The organism is Psychrobacter sp. BI730 (assembly GCF_013414195.1).
Taxonomy (GTDB): Bacteria; Pseudomonadota; Gammaproteobacteria; order Pseudomonadales; family Moraxellaceae; genus Psychrobacter.
This window is the reverse complement of the sequence record NZ_JAATTV010000010.1, coordinates 102,526-124,429: the sequence shown is the minus strand read 5'-3', so window position 1 is coordinate 124,429 and position 21,904 is coordinate 102,526. Positions and strand designations below refer to the sequence as shown.

The 21,904-nt window shown below is 44.0% G+C and carries 16 protein-coding genes; 7 read left to right on the top strand and 9 right to left on the bottom strand.

The genetic code is table 11. The features are described from left to right. Window positions 1-142 precede the first annotated feature (142 nt). Entirely contained in the window at window positions 143-823 is a 681-nt protein-coding gene (locus HCZ91_RS09375; protein WP_179799149.1) for a hypothetical protein, read from the bottom strand. A 223-nt stretch (window positions 824-1,046) separates the two neighbouring features. Here HCZ91_RS09375 and HCZ91_RS09370 point away from each other — a divergent pair, with 223 nt between their 5' ends. Then, on the top strand, window positions 1,047-2,015 hold the full coding sequence (locus tag HCZ91_RS09370; protein ID WP_179799148.1) for an alpha/beta hydrolase: 969 nt from the start codon (window positions 1,047-1,049) through the stop codon (window positions 2,013-2,015). 87 nt (window positions 2,016-2,102) lie between these two features. Here HCZ91_RS09370 and HCZ91_RS09365 read toward each other — a convergent pair whose 3' ends face one another. Both HCZ91_RS09365 and tyrS read right to left on the bottom strand, forming a co-directional pair. Beyond that, window positions 2,103-2,330: a DUF1653 domain-containing protein gene (locus tag HCZ91_RS09365; RefSeq protein ID WP_179799147.1), complete on the bottom strand. Its 228-nt coding sequence runs from the start codon at window positions 2,328-2,330 to the stop codon at window positions 2,103-2,105. Window positions 2,331-2,429: 99 nt separating this feature from the next. Then, window positions 2,430-3,641 (bottom strand): tyrosine--tRNA ligase, encoded by a 1,212-nt coding sequence (gene tyrS, locus HCZ91_RS09360; RefSeq protein ID WP_179799146.1) that lies wholly within the window; start codon window positions 3,639-3,641, stop codon window positions 2,430-2,432. A 143-nt stretch (window positions 3,642-3,784) separates the two neighbouring features. On the opposite strand from tyrS, the gene HCZ91_RS09355 reads away from it, so the two are divergent. The 3 genes from HCZ91_RS09355 to HCZ91_RS09345 all read left to right on the top strand — a co-directional run bounded on the left by HCZ91_RS09355 (window position 3,785) and on the right by HCZ91_RS09345 (window position 7,610). Next, window positions 3,785-5,143, top strand: a complete 1,359-nt coding sequence (locus tag HCZ91_RS09355) for an anhydro-N-acetylmuramic acid kinase (protein ID WP_179799145.1) — start codon at window positions 3,785-3,787, stop codon at window positions 5,141-5,143. Window positions 5,144-5,296: 153 nt separating this feature from the next. Continuing rightward, window positions 5,297-6,631: a beta-ketoacyl-ACP synthase II gene (fabF, locus tag HCZ91_RS09350; RefSeq protein WP_179799152.1), complete on the top strand. Its 1,335-nt coding sequence runs from the start codon at window positions 5,297-5,299 to the stop codon at window positions 6,629-6,631. Window positions 6,632-6,761: 130 nt separating this feature from the next. After that, entirely contained in the window at window positions 6,762-7,610 is an 849-nt protein-coding gene (locus HCZ91_RS09345; protein WP_179799144.1) for a hypothetical protein, read from the top strand. 138 nt (window positions 7,611-7,748) lie between these two features. Here HCZ91_RS09345 and HCZ91_RS09340 read toward each other — a convergent pair whose 3' ends face one another. The 5 genes from HCZ91_RS09340 to HCZ91_RS09320 form a co-directional block, all read right to left on the bottom strand. Further along, on the bottom strand, window positions 7,749-9,566 hold the full coding sequence (locus HCZ91_RS09340) for an aminopeptidase P family protein (RefSeq protein ID WP_179799143.1): 1,818 nt from the start codon (window positions 9,564-9,566) through the stop codon (window positions 7,749-7,751). Window positions 9,567-9,973: 407 nt separating this feature from the next. Further along, window positions 9,974-11,542: a peptide MFS transporter gene (locus HCZ91_RS09335; protein WP_179799142.1), complete on the bottom strand. Its 1,569-nt coding sequence runs from the start codon at window positions 11,540-11,542 to the stop codon at window positions 9,974-9,976. Window positions 11,543-11,842: 300 nt separating this feature from the next. Continuing rightward, window positions 11,843-12,292 (bottom strand): hypothetical protein, encoded by a 450-nt coding sequence (locus tag HCZ91_RS09330; protein ID WP_179799141.1) that lies wholly within the window; start codon window positions 12,290-12,292, stop codon window positions 11,843-11,845. A gap of 192 nt (window positions 12,293-12,484) precedes the next feature. Continuing rightward, a complete protein-coding gene (gene lnt, locus HCZ91_RS09325) occupies window positions 12,485-14,059 on the bottom strand; it encodes an apolipoprotein N-acyltransferase (protein WP_179799140.1) in 1,575 nt (524 codons plus the stop codon). Between the two features lie 289 nt (window positions 14,060-14,348). Continuing rightward, window positions 14,349-15,248 (bottom strand): CBS domain-containing protein, encoded by a 900-nt coding sequence (locus HCZ91_RS09320; RefSeq protein ID WP_057761902.1) that lies wholly within the window; start codon window positions 15,246-15,248, stop codon window positions 14,349-14,351. 288 nt (window positions 15,249-15,536) lie between these two features. On the opposite strand from HCZ91_RS09320, the gene HCZ91_RS09315 reads away from it, so the two are divergent. After that, window positions 15,537-16,871 carry a DUF4105 domain-containing protein gene (locus HCZ91_RS09315; protein ID WP_179799139.1) on the top strand — a complete coding sequence of 445 codons (1,335 nt, stop codon included), beginning with the start codon at window positions 15,537-15,539 and terminating at the stop codon, window positions 16,869-16,871. A 7-nt stretch (window positions 16,872-16,878) separates the two neighbouring features. On the opposite strand, the gene HCZ91_RS09310 is transcribed toward HCZ91_RS09315, so the two are convergent. After that, window positions 16,879-17,415: a YcgN family cysteine cluster protein gene (locus HCZ91_RS09310; protein ID WP_257020030.1), complete on the bottom strand. Its 537-nt coding sequence runs from the start codon at window positions 17,413-17,415 to the stop codon at window positions 16,879-16,881. Window positions 17,416-17,650: 235 nt separating this feature from the next. On the opposite strand from HCZ91_RS09310, the gene HCZ91_RS09305 reads away from it, so the two are divergent. Continuing rightward, entirely contained in the window at window positions 17,651-18,388 is a 738-nt protein-coding gene (locus tag HCZ91_RS09305) for a dienelactone hydrolase family protein (protein WP_101204912.1), read from the top strand. Window positions 18,389-18,560: 172 nt separating this feature from the next. Beyond that, window positions 18,561-21,794, top strand: a complete 3,234-nt coding sequence (locus HCZ91_RS09300) for a DUF2339 domain-containing protein (protein WP_179799137.1) — start codon at window positions 18,561-18,563, stop codon at window positions 21,792-21,794. Window positions 21,795-21,904 lie beyond the last annotated feature (110 nt).

The following is a 21,904-nucleotide window of genomic DNA, read 5'->3' as shown; positions in this document are numbered from 1 at the left end:
AAGCAGAGTTATGAAAATACGGTCGCTCTTGCTTGTGCTTATATCTGGCTCAAATTATGAATGTTCAACACGCCCTAATCTGCTTAGCTAGTTTTAGTGTCAATGTTGATTATCAATATAACACTTATCAACACCGAACCTGTTAGCGCATCTCATAAGATCGAAGCAATATAGAGTCATCTATATTGCTTTTTTTTACATCTTCAATAGCTTGCTCATTGACCAAACGCAAATCCTGAAAGTCCAAAATCAGCACTTCGTTACGCAGACGTTCACTAGTGCGCTTATTATGACGTATGGCAAACCCCAATACTTGCTTACCAGTGATGGTTATCTGATTAATGATTAACCTTGACGTATTCACGGTCAGATTTTGTGCTAGATTATGAGACATTTTCTGAGCACTTATGATTGCCGTCGCTGGATTCACCGTCGTGGTTAACGTCTTTGTCTGTCGTACACTTTTGGGCATATCTCCTGCAAAAAATAATACCTGATTGAATGGTAAATACTGCGCATGGCGTACTAATTCTTGTCGGAACAATGCAGGCATATCTGTATTAAAACTGTCTTCTGTCTGCTGATAAAATGCGGTGAAGTTACGATGCAAATAACGCCCAAATACTGTGGTATTAATCCATTCTTGATAAACATTATCTGCCAATAACTGTTTGGTGAAAGCACTGGCATCAATTGTTACCTTCCTACTCAAAGTAGCAGACAACATCGACAGCAAAAGCGCCTTCGGACTGGTAAATATCTGCTGCTGCCATACTTGTGGATATAGGCTACTATCGAGTAATGGTAATGTTGATCTGCTCATGCGCTTATATCCTCAACGATCATTTTCAGTCCCTAAATAGCGTTGGTATCGTCTCACTGTTGACTTCTACCCTTAGCCAAATTCTATGCTATGGTCTGGTAACAGCTTCAATATAGCAGTCTTTTATTCGCGGTATAACTATTTTGTAGCTGTGTACTCTACCGCAATACTCTCTTAGCTAAATTGACCGAAACAGCTTGAAAAATCAAAGAGATATCACTCTATGAAAAAAGACCTCATACCCTTTCCTACTCCCTATCAGCTAAAGACCATTACTGTCCAAACAGCTGATGGAACGCTGCTGCCCGTCTCTGTCATTGGCAAAGGTAAACCTGTCCTATTAATGCACGCTTTCGGTATGGATGCGAGGCAATTTTTGCCATTTATTTTACCGTTAATTCAGCACTACTGCTTTTACTTGCCACATTTTAGAGGTTTTGGTTTGGCCAGTAACCTAACTCTGCCAACGTTTGATTTTATTGAGCAATATGCACAAGATACCCAAAATGTATTTGAATACGTGAGCAAAGAAACTGGCTTTGAGGCTTTTCCTGTTGCCGCGATATCGATGGGAGCATTGGTCATGTGGGCATATTTTCAGCGCTTTGGTATTCAGCGCGTGAGCCATTATCTGAATATTGACCAAGCACCGATTATTCATAATCAGCCAGACTGGCAAGGTGGCGGTGTATTCGGTACCCGACAAACCGAATTGTTTGCGCAATTTACACGGTTAATTACCGACACTGCTCCTTATCTACAAGCCGAACAAGTGGTTGACTTCCGTCACCTGCCCTATCGATTAAAAGTGAATCTATTAGACATGGAGCGCTCTTTTTCTCTGCTCTCTGTCAGTAGCAAACCTTCGCAATTATTGGTAAAAGCACTCAGTTATCGGGCACCGCACAAAATCTCACTAATGGAACACGCGACTTGGCAACATAAACTGCGTTGCCTATCTGCTTATGTTGCGCTGCCCTACGATTACCGAGATGTTTTGCCCACTATCAATATTCCGACTACTTTACTAATTGGCGCGCGCTCGCAATTATATAGTGCAGAGTGGCAACAGCGTTTGACCACTCTGCTGCCCAATGCGCACAGTATTATGTTGCCAACATCAGGGCATGCTGTACCGATGGATGCACCAGTTAGTTTTTATAAAGTATTGAAAAAGTTTCTGAACGCTTAATGATGGGTTTTTAATAATGCACAAAAAAAACGACCTCAACGGGTCGTTTTTTTTGCGCTAAATTCAATCGAAATTATTGGCTAAGTATTAATCATTTAATGGTTTAATCAATTCAAATCGCGGAATTTCTTTACCATCGACCATGACTGTTTCAGCAAACATCGCAAGCGGACGTACCCACACGCCATATTCACCGTATAGGCAACGATATACCACTAGCGATTCTTCGGTTTCTGAATGCTGCGCCGTATGCAATACTTGATACAAACTGCCTTTATAGTGGCGGTAAATGCCTTGGGAAATGGTTTTAGTCATAGCAAACTCCTACTATTAAAAAATGGCTACTAATCATCGCTTCATAAAAAAGGTCGACAATTACTGCCGACCTCACTTTTAATCATTTTTATAGATTATCTAACCAACCGTCACTTTTGCATAAGCCTTTTTACCTGCTTGAATCACGACCGTCTGACCTGAGGTTAGACTAAAGCCACCATCAACGACTTCGCCATCTACTTTTACCGCGCCACGTTTTACCATGTCTTTAGCTGCTGAGTTGTTTTTAGCGAGCTTAGCTTGGTTCAATATCTGGGTGATAAATAACGCATCTTGCCCTTCCAGATCTAACATAATTTCTGGCAAATCAACTGGTAGCTCACCATCTGCTAAGACGTTACCGGCAGATTTGTGCGCATTAGCAGCGGCATCAGTATCATGGAAACGCTCGATTAATTCTTCGGCTAAGATACGTTTGATTTCTTGTGGGTTACGGCCACCTTCCATGTCTGCCATCAAGCTTGCCACTTCTTCCATTGGCTTAAAGCTTAAGAACTCAAAGTAACGATGGATCAGTGTGTCCGGCATCGACAGGATTTTCTGGTACATCGTGCCTGGTGCGTCGTAGATCGCGACATAGTTGCCCAATGATTTGGACATTTTATTGACACCATCCAGCCCTTCTAAGATTGGCACAGTGATACACACTTGTGGCTCTTGGCCATAGCGTCCTTGCAATGTGCGACCCATTAGCAAGTTAAAGGTCTGATCGGTACCGCCAAGCTCAACATCGGCTTTTAGGGCGATAGAATCGTAGCCTTGTACTAACGGATAAAGAAACTCATGGATAGAAATGGGCGTTTGTGATGCATAGCGTTTTGAAAAATCATCACGCTCAAGCATACGCGAGACGGTTTGCTGACTGGCTAGCTGAATCATGTCAGCGGCGCTCATGTCATTGAACCACTCAGAGTTAAAGACCACGCGAGTCTTTTCTTTGTCCAAGATTTTAAATACTTGCTCAGCATAAGTCGTGGCGTTGGCTTTGATTTGCTCATCAGTCAACGGTGGACGCGTGCTATTTTTGCCAGAAGGGTCACCAATCTTGGCGGTATAATCACCGATTAGAAAATAAATCTCATGACCCAAATCTTGAAAATGCTTAAGCTTATTGATCAGTACTGTGTGACCCAAATGCAGATCTGGTGCGGTAGGATCAAAGCCTGCCTTGATACGTAATGGGCGATTGAGCTTTAGCTTAGCCACTAAGTCATCTTCAGATAATATCTCTTGCGTACCACGCTGAATAAGGGCCAGTTGTTCTTCTAGGGTGTAAGTTTGATTGGTCATGATGCTCTCTATATATCACTTTAATTGGGATTTTTATGAATGACGGTTACTGGCTCAACACCTTAGGAAGTTTAGAACCTCAAAAGGTTGGAAAAAATGCTAGAATTTGACGGATATACTAGCGTTTTTTAAGGTAAATTGCCATGACCAACCCCGCATCGATTGCTGATACTGACCATAATGCTCTCGCAGACTTGCTTATGAATAATGGTTTGGATAACCTTTCAGACGATATTGATGATTTGACCTTTGATGATTCGAACTATGCCACCCTAACGGATGCCCTTGAGCAAACCGTGTTTGAAAGCTTCGATGATGGCTTATATATTGGCATGATGTCTGGCACCAGTTTGGACGGTATGGATGCTGTTCTTTGTCAGTTTAATCCTGAGATGAGCAACGAAGACAACACTCAACCGCCGATGCAACTACTGGCGACCTATAGCCAAGATTTTCCGCCACGTCTGCGTGAAGTGCTATTGGCATTGTGTCAGCCGAACGGTGTGAATCAACTCGTACCAGAGGCCAATGAACCAAACAGTGAATTGGATTGGTTCGGCTGGGCAAGTCGCACGTATGCTGAATTCGCGAGCGAAGTGGTCAATACTTTATTGCAGCAAGTAAATATCGATGCTGAATCAGTGCTAGCGATTGGCTGTCACGGACAAACCGTACGTCATCGCCCGCAGATGGGTTTTAGCTTGCAACTGGTCGATGCCAATATCATCGCTGAGCGCACAGGTATCAGCGTGGTCAGTGATTTTCGACGTCGTGACATGGCAGTTGGTGGTCAAGGTGCGCCTTTAGTACCTGCGTTTCATCAGGCACTATTTGCCAATCCTGATAGTACCCGTGTGCTATTAAACTTAGGTGGTATTGCTAATATAACCGTCTTGCCCGCCAATGAAAAAGATCAGGTTGTTGGCTACGATACTGGACCTGCCAACTTGTTATTGGATGCGTGGACCTCATTGCATACAGATAACTCTTATGACGCAGGTGGCGCTTGGGCGCAGTCTGGAACCCTCATTGAGCTATTATTACAGCAACTTTTGGCACATCCATTTTTTGCTCAATCTCATCCAAAAAGCACAGGTCGTGAGGACTTTAACTTAACTTGGTTGCAGGACGAGCTACAGGCTTTTGAGCAAGCCAATGCTAACATCAGTTATTCAGCTGCCGATGTGCAAGCAACCTTAACTGAACTCACGGCTATCAGTTCCAGTATGCAAATCAATACGTTTATCAGTCATTCAAAAAACAGCTCGGTTTATGTTTGCGGTGGCGGCGCATTGAATGACTATTTAATGACACGCTTGCAAGCTCATCTACCCCATTGCACAGTAAAAACCACTGAATATTTAGGGCTTGCGCCAACATGGGTAGAGGCCGTTGCTTTTGCGTGGTTGGCCAGACAAACATTGATGGGTGAAACTGGTAATTTACCAGCGGTAACTGGTGCAAATAAAGGCGTGGTATTGGGTCAAGTATGTTTTGCCTGACCAGTTAAATTTTAGTTTACATACGTGCACCTATGTGTTTTATAATGACTTTTGAAACGCCATCCTCTTAGGACCTGTAAGTATAGGATATATCGCATGAGCCAGAATAGTAGTTCACCTATCGACCAAGCCACCACTGATGACACAAATAATATGACTGCAGCACCTGTACATAAATCGCGTCAAAAACCACCTCACTACGAGCGTTCTGATGATACGCGTGTGGTAGTCACAGGTATGGGCGCCATTACGCCGCTCGGTCTAGACGTCGATAGCTCATGGACCAAATTGCTCAATGGCGAGAGTGGTATCTCACCGATTACGCATTTCGATGCCACAGGCTACCGTGCGCAAATCGCTGGCGTGATCAAAGACTTTGATGCCAAGCAATATATGAATGCTAAAGATGCACGTCGCTATGATGAGTTCATGCATTATGGGGTTGCCGCTTCTGCCATGGCCTTAAAGCACGCTGGTTTTATCGAGGAAGTCAGTGCTGCTGATGCACCTGTACAAGGCGTTGACCAAGATCGCTTTGGTATCATTTTAGGTTCAGGTATTGGCGGTATCCAAACAATCGAAAACAGTCGTGATACCCTACACGAAAAAGGCGCAGGCAAAGTCTCACCTTTTATTATCCCAGGCTCTATCGTTAATATGGCCGCTGGACTGGTAGCGATTAAGCATAAGTTAAAAGGCCCAAACCTTGCGACCTCAACAGCTTGTACCACGGCGACTCATGCTATGGGTCTTGCTGCTCGTTTGATTGCTTACGGTGATGCCGATGTCATGCTGGCAGGCGGAAGTGAAAAAGGTTCTAGCCCACTTGGTATAGCTGGCTTCAGTGCTATGCATGCACTCTCTACGCGCAACGACGAGCCAACCAAAGCCTCACGTCCGTTTGATAAAGGTCGTGACGGGTTTGTCCTTGGTGATGGTGCTGGTGTGGTGGTATTAGAAAGCCTTGCTCATGCTAAAGCACGCGGTGCAACGATATTGGCAGAGTTAGTCGGTTTCGGTATGAGCGATGATGCCAGTCATATTACTGCGCCACCAGAAGATGGTAGCGGTGCGGCAAGAGCGATGCAAAATGCACTAAACGATGCTGGTATCGAGTCATCAAGCGTCGGTTATGTCAACGCTCATGGTACTAGTACCCCTGCGGGTGACGTGGCTGAGTCTATTGCTATCGAAACTGTATTCTCTCCTGTAAAAGAAAGCATCTTAGTTAGTTCGACCAAATCGATGACCGGTCACTTACTTGGTGCTGCTGGCGGAGTTGAAGCTATCTTTACAGTACTAGCGCTACAGCATCAGCATGTACCACCTACGATCAATCTAGATGATATCGAGGACAACTGTAACCTTGATTATGTGGCTAATCAATCACGCAAAGTTGATAACTTGCAGTATGCAGTATCCAACAGCTTTGGCTTTGGTGGTACCAATGGCTCATTGGTATTTGCTCGCTGGCCTGTCAATCAATAACAGCCGCCCATCCACATCGCAGCGCATGGTAATGAATGCGTTGTAACGTTGGTGTCAGATTTGCTACGTTTGTCCACTTGCAGCCCCTTATCGTACTTGCGTATGATAAGGGGTAATTTTTGGAACATTTATGGAAGATACCATGTCAAGCTACTCATTTTCCCATCAGTTTTATCAACGCTGGACGTGTGCACCTGAGCCAGTACGTGCAGCAATTACTCAAGAACTAAAAGACATCACTACTCTGCTGCAATCTGACACCTCATTTGAAGACTTCACTTTTAATACCCATGATTTAGATGCGCATGTAGACGAGCTATATGATAACTACAATGCAGAGCAAGCCATTGCGAAAGCAATTACGGAAAAACAAGAGCAAGAAGACGCAGCAGCTGCAAAACAAAAGCTAGAAGACGAGCAGAAGAAAAAAGAAGCAGAAGAAACCACACGTAAGGCAGAAGCAACTCGAAAAGAACAAGAAAAAAATAAGCAAACAGCGTTAGAGAAAGACGACGACAAAGAACTGGCTACTAATAACAACGTAGCTAAAGTAAACGCTGATAAAGTCGTGACAGATAGTGCTGTTACTGACGATTTTGTTACTGATAATTCTAGCGCAAAGACTGAAAAAGCGATATCAGAAGTCGTAAATGCTGAAGGCAATGCTAGCGATAATAAAAGTGCTGACAGCAAAACCATTAGCGAACAGGCACATGCGCTTAGTGATAACCACATTAAAGATATTAATAATAAAGCCAGTGCAGCGATTAATTTAGCACTAAAAGACGCGACGCTAGATGCAACACACCAACAGCTAATCCGCGAGCTAGAAACACAGGTCGATGACTATCTAAGTGAGCAAATGATGCTAATGTCTGAAAACCTAAAGTCTTGGCTACGTGCTGAGGTCACTCAACACTTTAGCGAACAAAACGACTCAACTACTAATAATGAAGCTGCTAAGAAAAGTATTCACTAACAGTGCACCTTTTTCAGTGTTAAATTTACAGTTAGCAACAGTCGCTCAGTAGTAAGTACTAAATAACGAACACTAAAAAGCCCCGTAAATTATTTACGGGGCTTTTTAGTGCTTTTGTTTAATTTTTTGAGCTTGGTATTAAATGGCTTTGGTACGTTCAGTCAACCATTTAAGCGCTGCACCTTCAACACGATCTTTTAGCTCTGCGAAGACTTGGCTATGATAGTTATTTAGCCAATCTATCTCGGTTTGATCCAACAACGATGGCTCAATCAGACGCGTATCGATTGGACAGTAAGTGATGGTCTCAAAGTTTAAGAAATCACCAAACTCTGTTTCAGTAGGCTTAGCAACTGGCGTATTCACTACCAAGTTCTCGATACGGATACCCCATTTACCTTCGCGATATAGACCTGGCTCATTACTAGAAATCATACCGACTTTCATCGCACGCTCTTTTGGCGTGCTGGCACTATAAGCGATGACCTGTGGGCCTTCATGTACGTTTAAGAAATAACCAACGCCATGACCTGTACCATGACCATAGTCCATCTGTGCTTGCCACAACGGCGCACGGCAAATGGCATCGATCAACGGTGAAGCGATACTATCAGGGAAATGAGCGCGAGCTAGCGCAATGTGGGCTTTTAACACAATCGTAAAGTCACGTTTATGCTCAGCAGTGACTTGTCCAATACCGACTACGCGGGTGATATCAGTCGTACCATTTTGATATTGTGCGCCTGAGTCAATCAGTAGCAATCCGCCTTCACCCTCGGCCACATCAAGGTAGCTGAATTTTTCTGGTGTAGCGCGGTAATGTGGCAACGCGCCATTTTCATTAAAGCCTGCGATGGTTGGGAAGCTTGGCGAGACATAATGCGGCTGACGACTGCGCACGTCTATCAGCATGCTATCAACATCTAGCTCACTTAAACGCTCGCCGTTTGCTAGACGCTGCTCAAATGTGGCAAAAAACTCAGCCAAAGCAGCACCATCTTGACGCATCGCTTCACGCACATGATCGATATCTGCATCAGATTTTACAGATTTGAGTAATGTACTAGGCGCCATTTGCTCAATAAAACCAACATCATCTGCCATTTTTGAGAGCGTGCCTACTGCAACTTTGCTCGGATCTAACAGTAGTAAATCGTCTGGCGTTAATGCACTTAATGCCTCTTGCACAGCAGAATAGTCAGCCAATGTGATACCGCTGTCTTTTAGACTCTGTGCAATATCTTCGCTTACTTTATCAGTATCAACAAACAACGTTGCTTTGTCGGCATCAATCAACATGTGCGACAAGAATACCGGATTATAATCAACATCAGCGCCGCGCAAGTTCGTCAACCAAGCGATATCGTCTAGACTTGAGAGTAAATGATGGGTTGCACCTGCTTCTGCCATGCCTTCGCGCACTGCAGCAAGTTTTGAGGTGGCAGACTGAGCAAGGAACTGCTCATCATGAGCATATAATTTGGCCGCTGGTAGTGCTGGACGATCTGTCCAAATCTCTGTCAGCACATCACGCTCAGTGATCAAAGTAATATCATTGGCATCAAAAGCATTTAACAGGCGATCTTGCTCAGCGATAGATAACACATTACCGTCCACTGCTACGCTATCCCCTTCTTGCAAATGCTCGGCTAGCCAATCGATATGATTTGGCTGACCCGGCTCAAGCTTTTCTAAAGTAATACCTGTGCCTTCTAGCTGGTCAGCAGCATGTACCCAATAACGGCTATCCGTCCATAGACCTGCAAAGTCAGCAGTCACAACCAGCGTGCCGACAGAACCGGTAAACCCTGACAACCATAAGCGTGCTTGCCAGTACTCTGGTAGGTATTCAGATAAATGGGGATCAGCAGAGGGTACGATAATTGCGGTGAGATCTTGCGCGGCTAAGGTGCTGCGTAAATTAGCAATACGTTCGTGAATGGCTTGTTTATTCATTGAATGTGTCCTTATAGAAATTATAAAAATATGATGATGGAGCGATTATTTACAATCGTCTTGTTCTAATAGTCATCTTGTTTGAGTTCTTGATACCGCTTTAGTTTTAATAAGACATTTATTATCGATAGCAATTATTCAAGCAAACAGTCTACTTATTTAGCTATCTAACTGTGTTTTCGTTGATAACTGCATCCGCTTATTGAGAGTAGAAAATTGAAATTAATATTGCGTCACTGGGGTTCACAGTGCCCTATCATTAGATGTTTGGGCGGATAATAAGCTTTCAATAGCTTGTGCTAAATATCCCACCAACTAAAACAATAAAACGTGCTACCAGTAATGGTAACACGTCTCATCATGTGTCACTTGTGCTGTTGTTAATCACAAATGTACATCAGATTATCTTATTGCTTGGCCAATTGTTTCTCATGCTCGCTTTCTTTAAGCATCTTATTAATAGGTTTTGCTAGTATCAATAGTAGTACAGCGGTAACTACCAAGAAGATGGTCATGGTAGTAAATAGACCTGGTAAGCCTTCGATTTTATCAGCAGATACATGCCCACCAAAGAAAGCAGCAACCAAGTTACCCATAGCGATAGAAGCAAAAAACAGCCCCATCATTTGGCCTTGCATACCCTCTGGCGCCAGCTTAGTCATGGCAGATAACCCAACTGGGCTTAATGCTAACTCACCTAGCGTCAATAATAATAAACTACCTACCAACCATAGCGGCGATGCCAAGCCAGCACCAGGCGCTAAAATGCTTTTTGAAGCAAAAATCATCAAGGCGAAACCTGCGGCTGCCAGTAGCATACCGAGTGCAAACTTAGCCATACTGCTAGGCTCAAGACCTCGGTTACCAAGCTTGACCCAGATAATACTAACGATAGGTGCCAATATTAAAATAAATAGCGGGTTCAATGACTGGAACCAGATACTTGGTATTTCAAATCCTAAAACATTCAGATCGGTATAACGATCAGCAAATAAGTTAAAAGACGTTGGCTGCTGCTCAAAGCTTGACCAAAACAGCGTCGAACCAATGATTAAGACAAAACAAATTAATAAGCGTAGTTTGTCCGTCTTATCCAATCGCGGTGAGATAAACATAATAGCGAAATATAAGATAACCACCGCAGCAATGATGTACGTCATATACTCTGCAACCATCTCAGGATTAAACGATATCATGCCAGTAGACACTAGTAGCACTGCGGCTACTAGCAACGCAACGAAACCACCAACCCAGCGACCGATGTTTTTGTAATGGTCGTTAGATTTTTCCCACTCAGCAGAAATACCTTTGGCGCGTGCATAACGCGTTAAGTTCTTTTGCGCGACAAAACGATAAATCAGTAATGAGACCAGCATACCCAAACCACCAACGCCAAAGCCGACATGCCACATGCCTTTTTCTTTGAATACGCCAACGATAAGTGCTGCTAATAACGCACCGATGTTAATGCCCATATAAAACAAGGTAAAACCGCCATCACGGCGAGAGTCGCCTTTGGGGTATAAGGCGCCAACCATCACTGAGATACAGGTCTTAAATAACCCTGAGCCCAAGACAATACAGATTAAACCAACAAAGAACAGCGTCATGCCAAACATCGCTGAAAGCGCGATACACAAGTGACCAAGGGCAATAATAATACTACCCCACCATAACGCCCGCTCTTGACCTAGCCAGTTATCTGCCAGCCAACCACCTGGTACTGCTGCTAAGTATAACGAACCCGCAAAAATACCATAAATAGCAGAGGCAGTGACTTCATCGAAGCCAAAACCGCCACCGCTCACTGTTGCCACCATAAATAAAACTAATAGTGGACGAATACTATAATAGGAGAATCGCTCCCACATTTCGGTAAAAAACAATGAGCGTAAGGGCGCAGGATGTCCCATAAAGCCATTGTCTAGTGCTTCTAGCTCTGCTGCACTAGCCCCCGATTTTGTTTCTGTGCCCATAACTTTATTCCTTTAAAGATCATATTTGTAATGACCAAACCCCTGATTATCCAGATAGACGGTCATATAGGCGGAACATTGTTTCACTTGGTTATAATCAAGTAAAGAAAAAGTTGGTCAAAAATTACACAAATACTCATAAAAAAAAGCCCGCTCTCAATGGTTGAGAACGGGCTCTTTTTATGACTATTTAGAACTGTATCATTATGCTTATAGCACTGTTGATAGAGACTTCATAATGCAGCTCATTTAACAATCAAGCAGCACTATTTTAGATCAGTTACATAGTCATACTACAGCTTACTGTGCTGCGGTCTCTTCAGTAGCTTCACCAGCCTCTAAGTCACCATCCGCTTGCTCAGCTGTCAAATCAGCATCAGCAACAGCGGCTTGGTTTACAGTGCCAGAGGCAGTCGCTGTACCTGCTTCCGCAGTAACGACTGCACTATCTGCATCTGCCGCTGGTGTTACGGTTGCATCTGCTGCAGTATCAGGCGCTGTAGCATCTGACGCTTCTGCTGTTGTTGCAGCTTCTGCATCGGTTGGAGCCGCTTCTTCTTCAGTAGCAGTGGCTTCTGCTTCATCTGCCGCAGCTGATGCTTCAGTCGTCTCAGCAGTGATATGCTCGCCTGCTGGACGCAAAAATGCAGAAACACCAATAAGTAAGACAATACCTAGGAACATGGCAATGCCACCTAAAGCGAATAACAGCTCTTTTTTTGGATTGTTATTGACGATACCTTCTGACATACCTTATCCACCTTGCACAAAATATTTGAAATATTGACCTATTATATCGCAATTTATACTGATTTGTGAAAACCCTTAAGTATTTAAAGGGTTTATTATCCACAATTTTAACATCTGTTTTTGGCACTTGTGACAGCTAACCACTTAATCAGTTATCTATTATTCGCTATCGACACATCTTACTTAATAATACTACTTAACCAAACGTACTGGAGACTTAGTACGTTTACCCAAATAGCTAAGTATCAGCAACAGTGCCATGATAAACAAAATAGGATATTGACCAAAGCGCATGAATGGCGTATTGCCAACTCGCGCCTGAATGTCACCGCGCAATACAGTACGTTCAAACTGCGGTGCACGCTCTACGATACGACCTTTGTGATCAATGATAGCTGTCACACCTGTATTGGTCGCACGCATAAACCAGCGACCGTTCTCTAACGCGCGCATTTGTACCATCTGTAGATGCTGTAGTGGGCCTGCTGACGTACCAAACCAAGCATCGTTTGAGATGGTTAATAAAAAGTCCGTGCCAATGGCATTTTTGCGTGTGGTATCTGGATAAGCCACTTCATAGCAGATGGCTGCACCTAAATTATGCCCTCGAACACGCAGCGGCGACTGCTGATCACTGCCGCGACTATAACTCATAATGTCTTGGCTACCTGCTAGATTAGGTAGAATATCGAGTACGCCTTGGAATGGAATATATTCTCCAAATGGCACCAGACGTTGCTTTTTATACAGCCCTTCTGCTTGTGCCCCTAGCGCTACCACGCTATTGTAGAATGGCGGATATTTATCTGTACTGGCATCAAACGCCGCTTCATCCTTATAAGGAATACCTGTCACCCATGTCGTGTCAGTCTCTTTGGCCATCGCGACCATTTCACTGATAAAACCAACAGCTTCTGTCTGAAACATAGGAATCGACGATTCAGGCCACAGCACGATGTCACGTCCCCACTCATCACGAGTCAACGTTGCATAGATTTTTAGCGTCTCAATCTGATACTCAGTGAGCCATTTTAGGTCTTGCGGGATATTACCCTGAATCAAAGATACCGATAGATCAGGGGTTCCTTTTGGTTTGGTCCATTGCGGATTGATCAACCATAGCGCGCTACTAATGACTAGCAATGCTATGGATGGAATCATATAGCCACCGCGACGACGCAATAGTTCAACAATACTGGCAGCCAATAATACCGCTACGAAAGAAATCGCAAAGACGCCAGCCACAGGTGCTAGCGAAGACAGCCAATACTGTTCAGTAAACGCGTAACCGACGAATAGCCAAGGAAAACCAGTAAACAACCAAGTTTTCATCCACTCTTGGAGTATCCATAAGGCAGCAAAAGATAACGGCTGCTTGCCGACCACACGATTAAAGATGAGCGCCAAAAAGCCATGGAACAAGCCCATGCCTAGACCCATGAGCGCAATCATAATCAGTGCCAGCCATGCGGGTGTATCGCCATAAACGTGTATCGAGGTATATAGCCAAAACGCGCCAACACACCACAGCCCTGTACCGTACGCTTGACCAATTAGAAAGGCGCGGCGACCTGTCATCGCTGGTACCAATAACGCATATAAGACGGCAGGTGATACTAAGGCAACTGGCCAAACACCATAAGGCGCGAGCGCGAGTATAAAAGCTGCCCCTGCCAGCCAAGCTATTAGTACCGTCAACCCCATATGTAAACCTTTTGGTTTATCGGGGTTCAGACGTTTTTGCAAATCAACAGTAGACAGACGCATAGCAGTTATCCAAAACCATATTTTCTAAAATTTCTCAGCTAAGCGATGAGATAACACTCATGCAAAACCTGACTGCATAATGCTTTATGCAGGGCCACAAATAAAACCCACCCATGATACCAGTCAAAACCTACAAGTGGGTAAATTTGCGTAGCTAAAACCTCATTCTAAAGACCAAAGGGCAGAAAGCAAAAAACACGATTTTTCATCGTGTTTTTATTAGTTTTGCTAGAAATAAGCTTGCCTGAAATTGTACTAATTAGGCATTTGGTATAACCGTATAGAAAAGCTAATGGCTGCCTATCAATATCTGTTGCTCGGCATTGGTTTTGGTCAGCTCTAGATTTTGAATAAATCGCCCTTCTACATCGGTAATAGTAATTTTCCAATCATCTATTACGACGCTCTCGCCTTCTAAATCACCAACGAAGCCAAGTGCCTGCATGACCAGACCGCCCATCGTATCGACATCGGTATCGTCAAAACGGCTACCCAGCTCATCATTACAGTCTTCAATTACCGTAGACGCTTGGACACGCCACGTATTTGGTTTTTCTGGATCAGGGACGATGTTATTGATATCGCTGTCTTCATCAAAGTCATCATGCTCATCAACGATATCCCCAACGATCTCTTCCAGCAAATCTTCCATGGTGACCACACCACCAAAGTTACCAAACTCATCCACGACAATCGCCATATGTACTTGGGTGCGCTGCAATGAGCGTAGCAAGGTATCAGAACGAGCCGTCTCACTGATATATAACGGCTGGCGCACCAAGTCTCTGAGACGCTTACTGTCAATTTTGTCTTCTTGGTTGCGAACCATATGTACCAAAATTGGAATCAAGTCTTTTGCCAATAAGATACCGATGACAGCATCATCGTCTTGACTGTCAAAAACAGGATAGCGCGAATGGGTGGTCTCAAGAATGATATCCATCACTTCAGCAAGACTGGTGCTCTCGTGCAGACCAATTACTTGCGGACGCGGCGTCATGATTTCGCGGACTTGTGTCGCAGGCAAATCTAGCACGCCTTCTAGCATATCGACAGTATCAGGCTCTAAAAACTGGCGCGAGTCTTGTACCAGACGAATCAATTCATCACGGGTTTCGGGGGCGGTCGATAGCCAGCGTTTTAAGCCGCGCATCGACCAACTACTCGGGCTGGGAGTGTCGTCAGACATGGTGGTGTGATTTAACCTCTTTAGTTAATAAAAATCAGAATAGTATTCAATATAAAAATGAACAATACTCAATAAAAAAACAAGTAGAGCCTAGATGGGGATAAAAGTAGCAAATAAAACAGCTAGTTTGTTATTAATTACTGCATGAATAACAAACTAGCTAGTACAAATTAGCTTCACTTTATCGCAAGGCTCACCGACATTCAACGACAAATTCACTCAAATTGTATTGTCAGCGTGTTATAAACTTTGCTATGGTCAAAGCCTTTATTTATCAAAGCAAACCCTATGTCGCTACGTTCCGTCTTTTCTCGCTTACTCTCGTCGCATACGCGCAGTCGACTGTCAGACAGTCGTGGCTTAGAGAACCGTGGTTTAGAGAGTCTGGACTTAAAACGCAAAACATTAGAACGTAAACAGCCAAAGCCTACATGGCGCCATCGTCTTATGACTTTTTTAATTGCCGTTACGTTGTTGTTATCAGCGCTATGGTTATTACTCGCGATTTGGTATCAATACGGTGTCAGCTCAGTACTGACTTGGCTTGCGACAATAGCGATTGTAGGTATATTAGCTGCGCTGCTAAGTACACGTTATTGGGATGCCGTCACAAGAGTATTGCACAGTGACTCATTATCTAATAAAAAATCAATTGGTAAAGGCACAGCAACCAAGCTAATTATCGGCGTATATAGCGCTATTTGGCTCATAGGTTTAGGTTGGTTTTTTTCTATCGAACCGCAACAAGATCGAGAATGGATGGCTGAAGTCGACCAGCGAGTCTCCTATGAGCGCGTTGCGAACAACCCTGATTTGATTACTTTAACCAATGTTCGTAACTTTGATTGGCAAACTGAAGAAGATGCTACCGAGCATTGGGATAACCGTACGATTGATTTGTCTAAACTCTCTGGCGTTGATGTGACTAACTCTTATTGGATGGGTCCGCTGATTGCTCATACCTTGGTTAGCTTTCGATTCGAAGATGATAGACCACTTGCCTTCTCATTTGAGATACGTAAAGAAGACGGCGAGTCTTTTTCAGCGCTGGCTGGGTTTTTTCGACGTTATGAGCTGAGCCTGATTGCCGCAGAAGAGCGCGACATTATCTATACTCGTAGCAACGCGCGTGGCGAGCAGGTTTATCTGTTTCCTATTAGCAATTTGCAACAGCATGAAGTCAAATCACTATTTGAGTCTTATCTGACTGCGGCTGATGATCTAAATGCTAAACCTGCTTGGTACAATACATTGCTCAGCAACTGTACCAATATTATCTTTTATATGGCGCGTATCGTCAGTGGCGATCGTTTGCCATGGGATTATCGAATTTGGGTCTCTGGTTGGTTACCGAACTATCTATATGATGTAGGCATGTTGGATGCGACGCCAGAAAAGGGCAACCAACCTTGGTCAATGAACACATGGTATGAGCGCACTCATATCAACCCAAAAGCAAAGGGTTTCGATAATCAAGTCAACTCACAGTCTGATATCGATAGAGATAAAAACAGCCGTAAATTCTCACAGCAGATTCGTCACGATATTCCGATACCAGCATTGGCTAACTCGCAAGCCAGTGCTGAAGCGAAGGCTAGATCTACTGCTCAGGCATCTAACTAACTGTAGACTAAGGATTGACCCAGTTAACCACCCGTGTCTCCATTTCTTCATCAGACATACCGATTTCCGTGACACAGCGACCAGCGACGCCTACGTTGGCCGCTCGCATCTGTTGTTGTGTGACCACAGCATCCCCAGTCAATAATAAATGCCAACTTGGTAAGCCCTGCCCTTTATACAGACACTTATAGGCGCAGTGCGATGGTAGCCACATCATCTTGGGCAAGTTGTCCATAGTCAGCTGAATACAGTCTGGCACGTGCTCTTGACGCGTTGCATAGTGACTGCAATATCCCGTCGCGCAGTCCATCAACTGGCAGGTGACATCGGTATATTCGACCAGCTCCTCATCTACATTGCCACTTTCATCTTCATCGATATACTTAATCAAGCAGCAACTGCCGCAACCATCGCACAGCGCTTCCCATTCGCTATGATTTAGTTCTGTTAATGAAAATCGCGACCAAAACTGCGGACGTAGTGGCTCAGACTCATACTTAGAGTCAGAATCAGCAGAATCGACATCGGTACTATCAGGGAACAAACTCACCGATTGCGCAGGCGTGGCCGCTGCATCGAGACCTGGGTTCAAGTCAGATTGGTCATTATTTTTGTTTAACAAATTTATAGTCATAAAGTCGCAGTAGCATTTTGATAAAGAGCGTTACAGTATTATAGCTGTTTTTGCTAGACATGGGCGTTAAGGTAGTACGAGTTAGAAAAACGAACCATCACAATGACGAATAATTAAAACTCACAACATAAAAAAGGACAATAATATGTCAATTAAGACGTTTGAATTAATCAGTACTACCGAGAATGGTGTAGAACTTATCAGTTATGTAGCACTACCAGAAAACGCTTCAGATGAAAATCCAGCAGCAGGTATCTTGGTGGCACCAGAATGGTGGGGCGTGGTCGATCATCCAAAATCAGTGGTTGAGCGTTTGGCAGAAGCGGGCTATGCAGCAGTCGCTATGGACGTTTACGGTGAAGGCAAATTAACTACCGATGCAGCGCAGGCAAACATGTGGATGGAGCAAGTACTGGCCGATCAAGACATGCTAATGGCACGCTGCCGCTTAATTTTGAATGATTTCAGCGATCAGTTATCAGTCGATGGTGATAACCTAGGCGCAATCGGTTACTGCTTCGGTGGTAAAGTTGTACTAGATATGGCTCGCGAAGGCATGCCGCTAAAAGCGGTTGCTACGTTCCATGGTAACCCAACGCCAAAGCAGCCAGCAGACAAAAACTTTGCAGCAAAAGTGTTGGTCGCTCATGGCCGTGATGACTCAATGGTATCAATGGATGCTATCGAAGGTCTAAAATCAGAGCTAGATGCAGCCGATGTTGACTACACTATCGACGTCTATGACAATGCCAAACATGGCTTTACCAACCCGCATGCCGATGAGCGTGCAGCTAAAAATGAAGTAGATCTTGGCTACAACGAAGCTGCTGCTAAACAAAGCTGGGAAAACATGATTGAGTTTATGAAAGCCAATTTAGCATAAGAAATGATTTGGTATAAAGACTATTAAAAAGGGTAGCTTAATCATTAAGCTACCCTTTTATTTTCAGTCTTGTTTTATCAACGACCTTTTGGGTAAGTAATCAGAGCGGTCTTGTGCTTCTTAGCAAATCACGTCATTATCACATTACTATCAATTGGATTGAGCGACGAAGATGTTGTATCTAATGGTGACCCAGTTGGGCTGGCTGGCTTTTACGATTTTATTGATCGTAGTGGTCGCGTTATATACTAGGATAGCTCGAAAAATCGAGCATCTACGCCGTGATGTAACGACGCTGCAAGCTGAGCTTGAGCAGCAAAGACATCGTATTATGTCGCCTCCATCTGCACCTTTGATCGATAAAAGCAATTACGCACGCAACACTACTACTAACGATCACGATCTTAAAGACAATGTTCCTAAAGACAATGTTCCTAAAGACAGTGACGCTAACGAAATAGCTTTTGAATCACAACACTCTTCTCCAGATAATCGGCTGCCTGTATCACCACCACCGCTTCCTACCGTTGCTTCAAACTCAACCATACATGTAGCATCAAACATCTATGACGATAAATCTATAGACAATAATGCCCTTATCAATGCTGAAAACACAGCGCCTACGGCACCGATTGAACCTGATGAACGCTCACTACCTATTGTGACGTCGCTCATTCATTCAATCAAAAACTGGTTTTTCGGTGGCAATTTAGTCGTGCGAGTCGGCGTACTGGTGCTGTTGGTAGGTGTGGTGCTCCTGCTTCGCTTATTAAGCGAATATATCGAGATTTCAATTGCCACGAAGTTGATAGCAGTCGGCGTTACAGGGTTAGCATTGGCAGCGCTTGGGTTAAAGCTGACGGCAAAACGCTTCTCATATGGGATTACGCTACAGGGCGCAGGCTTAGCGATTGCTTATCTAAGCACCTTTTTTGCATACAGCGTTTATGAAATCATTCCTAGTATCCCAAGCTTTATCGGGCTTGGGTCATTGTCTGCCATTACCATTGCTCTCGCCGTACGTCAAAACGCTTTCCCGTTAGCATTACTGGCATTATCAGGTGGATTTTTTGCACCGATTTTGACCAGTGACGATACTGGCAGCTTGGTCACCTTATTTAGCTATGATCTACTGCTAAACGTCACCATTGCCGTCATTGCTCATTATCGACCGTGGAAAATATTAAATCTATTCGGTGTGACTGTGACATTTGGCTTGGCATACTATTGTGGTATCAGCGAAAACCTGAGCGCCGTCATTGAAACGCAGCGCTGGTCATTGGTAGCATTAGTAACCTTACACTGGCTGCTTTACTTGTTTGTCGTCATTCGTTATGCGCAGCAAATCATCACCTATAATGCGCTAAACAAAAAAGACCTCAGTCATGCTGACAATACAGATAATACAAAACACTTGGACAAAGCCCATGTAGGCAGCTCCTATGTATTCCCCATTGATACGGGTTTACTGTTTTCAGTACCGCTACTGGCCTTTGGTTTATTTTCTGCCTTACTAAACGACATCTCTAACGCCCTCACGATTACCAGTGCCATTTTGGCTACGGTTTATCTTGGGATGGGCTGGTTGTTTATCCAGCGCAGTAGACGCTATGCTCTAATCACCGAAGGGATGCTGGCGTTGGGATTAGGATTTTTTGCACTAGTCATGCCGTTGGCGCTAGATGCTGAATGGATTGCTTTTGGCTGGTCAGTACAAGGGTTGGCGCTAGTATGGTTTGGCAGGCGTTCGTTGCGATCGTGGTCGGTGTTATTTGGCTTACTATTACAGCTCGTCAGTATTGTTATACTAGTGACGACAGCGATATTCTCTAGCAAAGACTATCCCGTTTTAGCCTTTAGTATTTCAGCGCTCAGTTATCTAGCGACCGTCTTTATATTACGCGCTAGCAACTCCCCTGCCGCGCTGCTTAATAGCTTAGATAGTAGTAACAAATTTAATAGCCTTAACAATAAAGGCACTACAACATCCTCAGTAATACAATCACAATCCTCAATAATAAAAACACAAACATTGGACGGCACATCAGATGTATTGACCAGCTATGCGCGTGCGCTAGGTGTCAGTACGCAAGCGGCGCAGCAATGGCTGACCTCAATCAATAGTCAGAGCCGCGTATTCAAATTCGTTTGGCATAGCCCTAGATTCATCAAATTTTTAACATTGACCGCGATGGCTTGGATGCTACAAGTACTGATGCTTGATTTGCATCATTGGTTTGATATCTGGCAATCAAGCACGACGGTAATTGCACTAGCAGTACTTATGAGCTTGATCGCTTATTTGGTTATCAATCGCTATCGTCCATGGGCAGAAATTAGACAGCTTAGTCATGGATTGCTAGCTTTGTTCTACTTCATGCTAGTACTGCAACTGCCGCAAAAATTTGAGCGAAATTTAACATGGGCAACAGCGGAATGGTTGGTATTCATAGGCTTAATAATCGGCTGGTTAGTCATGGGGCAGCTATGGCTAAAAACATGGTCTGATACATGGTCTGATAATAAGAATACCTCACGCTATACTGATGCAAGCTGGCTAGGTACGGGTATCTTACTCATTGCTGCCGCGGCGCATTATGGCCTACCAGACTCTGATGGCGTAATGGCTTTCTTGTTTTCAGCGGTACTCATATTGTCTGGGTTATGGTTCAATCATCGTTATCTCAGACAAAATGAAGAAAACACCTCAACTAATAGAGTTTCGGAACAAGGTCTACTGTATTGGTTTGATTGGCAACAGGCACTATTAGGATGCGCTGCCATTTTTGCTCCCGTTGCTCTACTGTGGGTAGTTCTTACCAATTGGTCTTATGACGGTGTGATTTGGGGAATGTCTTATTTTCCATTGTTCAACCTATATGACATCACATCATGGTTGACATTATCGGTTGGTTTTAGTCTGTATTACATCAGTAAACGCCGTCGCAATGATACCGTTATCGATTCGAGTGCAGCTGCCAAATCTAAGCGCGTATTCACCACTGAGAATTTGCTAATTATATTGGGACTGATCAGTTTTTGGTTAATCTCCAGCATGTTGGTCAGAACGCTACACGCCTTTATTGGTACGCCACTTTGGAATGACTATCAAGGCGGCGCATGGCAAAGCGAGCAAGTACAAACTGGACTGACAATTTTATGGACGCTCTTAGCCTTGGTCGCCACTATCCTTGCCAGCCGCTATTGGCAGCGCGCGCTTTGGTTTATGGGTATTGGATTATTAGGTATTGTCGTTTTCAAGCTGGTCTTGGTAGATTTGTCACAGACTGAGGCAATTTGGCGAGTGATATCCTTCCTTGGTGCAGGCAGCTTAATACTATTAATTGGCTATCTCGCCCCATTACCACCAGCACACGAGGAAACAGAAAACCAAAATCAGGCGTAATGACAAAGCTGGTTGGGTGAAATTGTGCCGTGAGCAAGGTGGTTCTGTAGTAAACTGGACACCATTAGAAAGTAAACGTTGATTGTTTTACTTTTAGCATTTTTTATAAA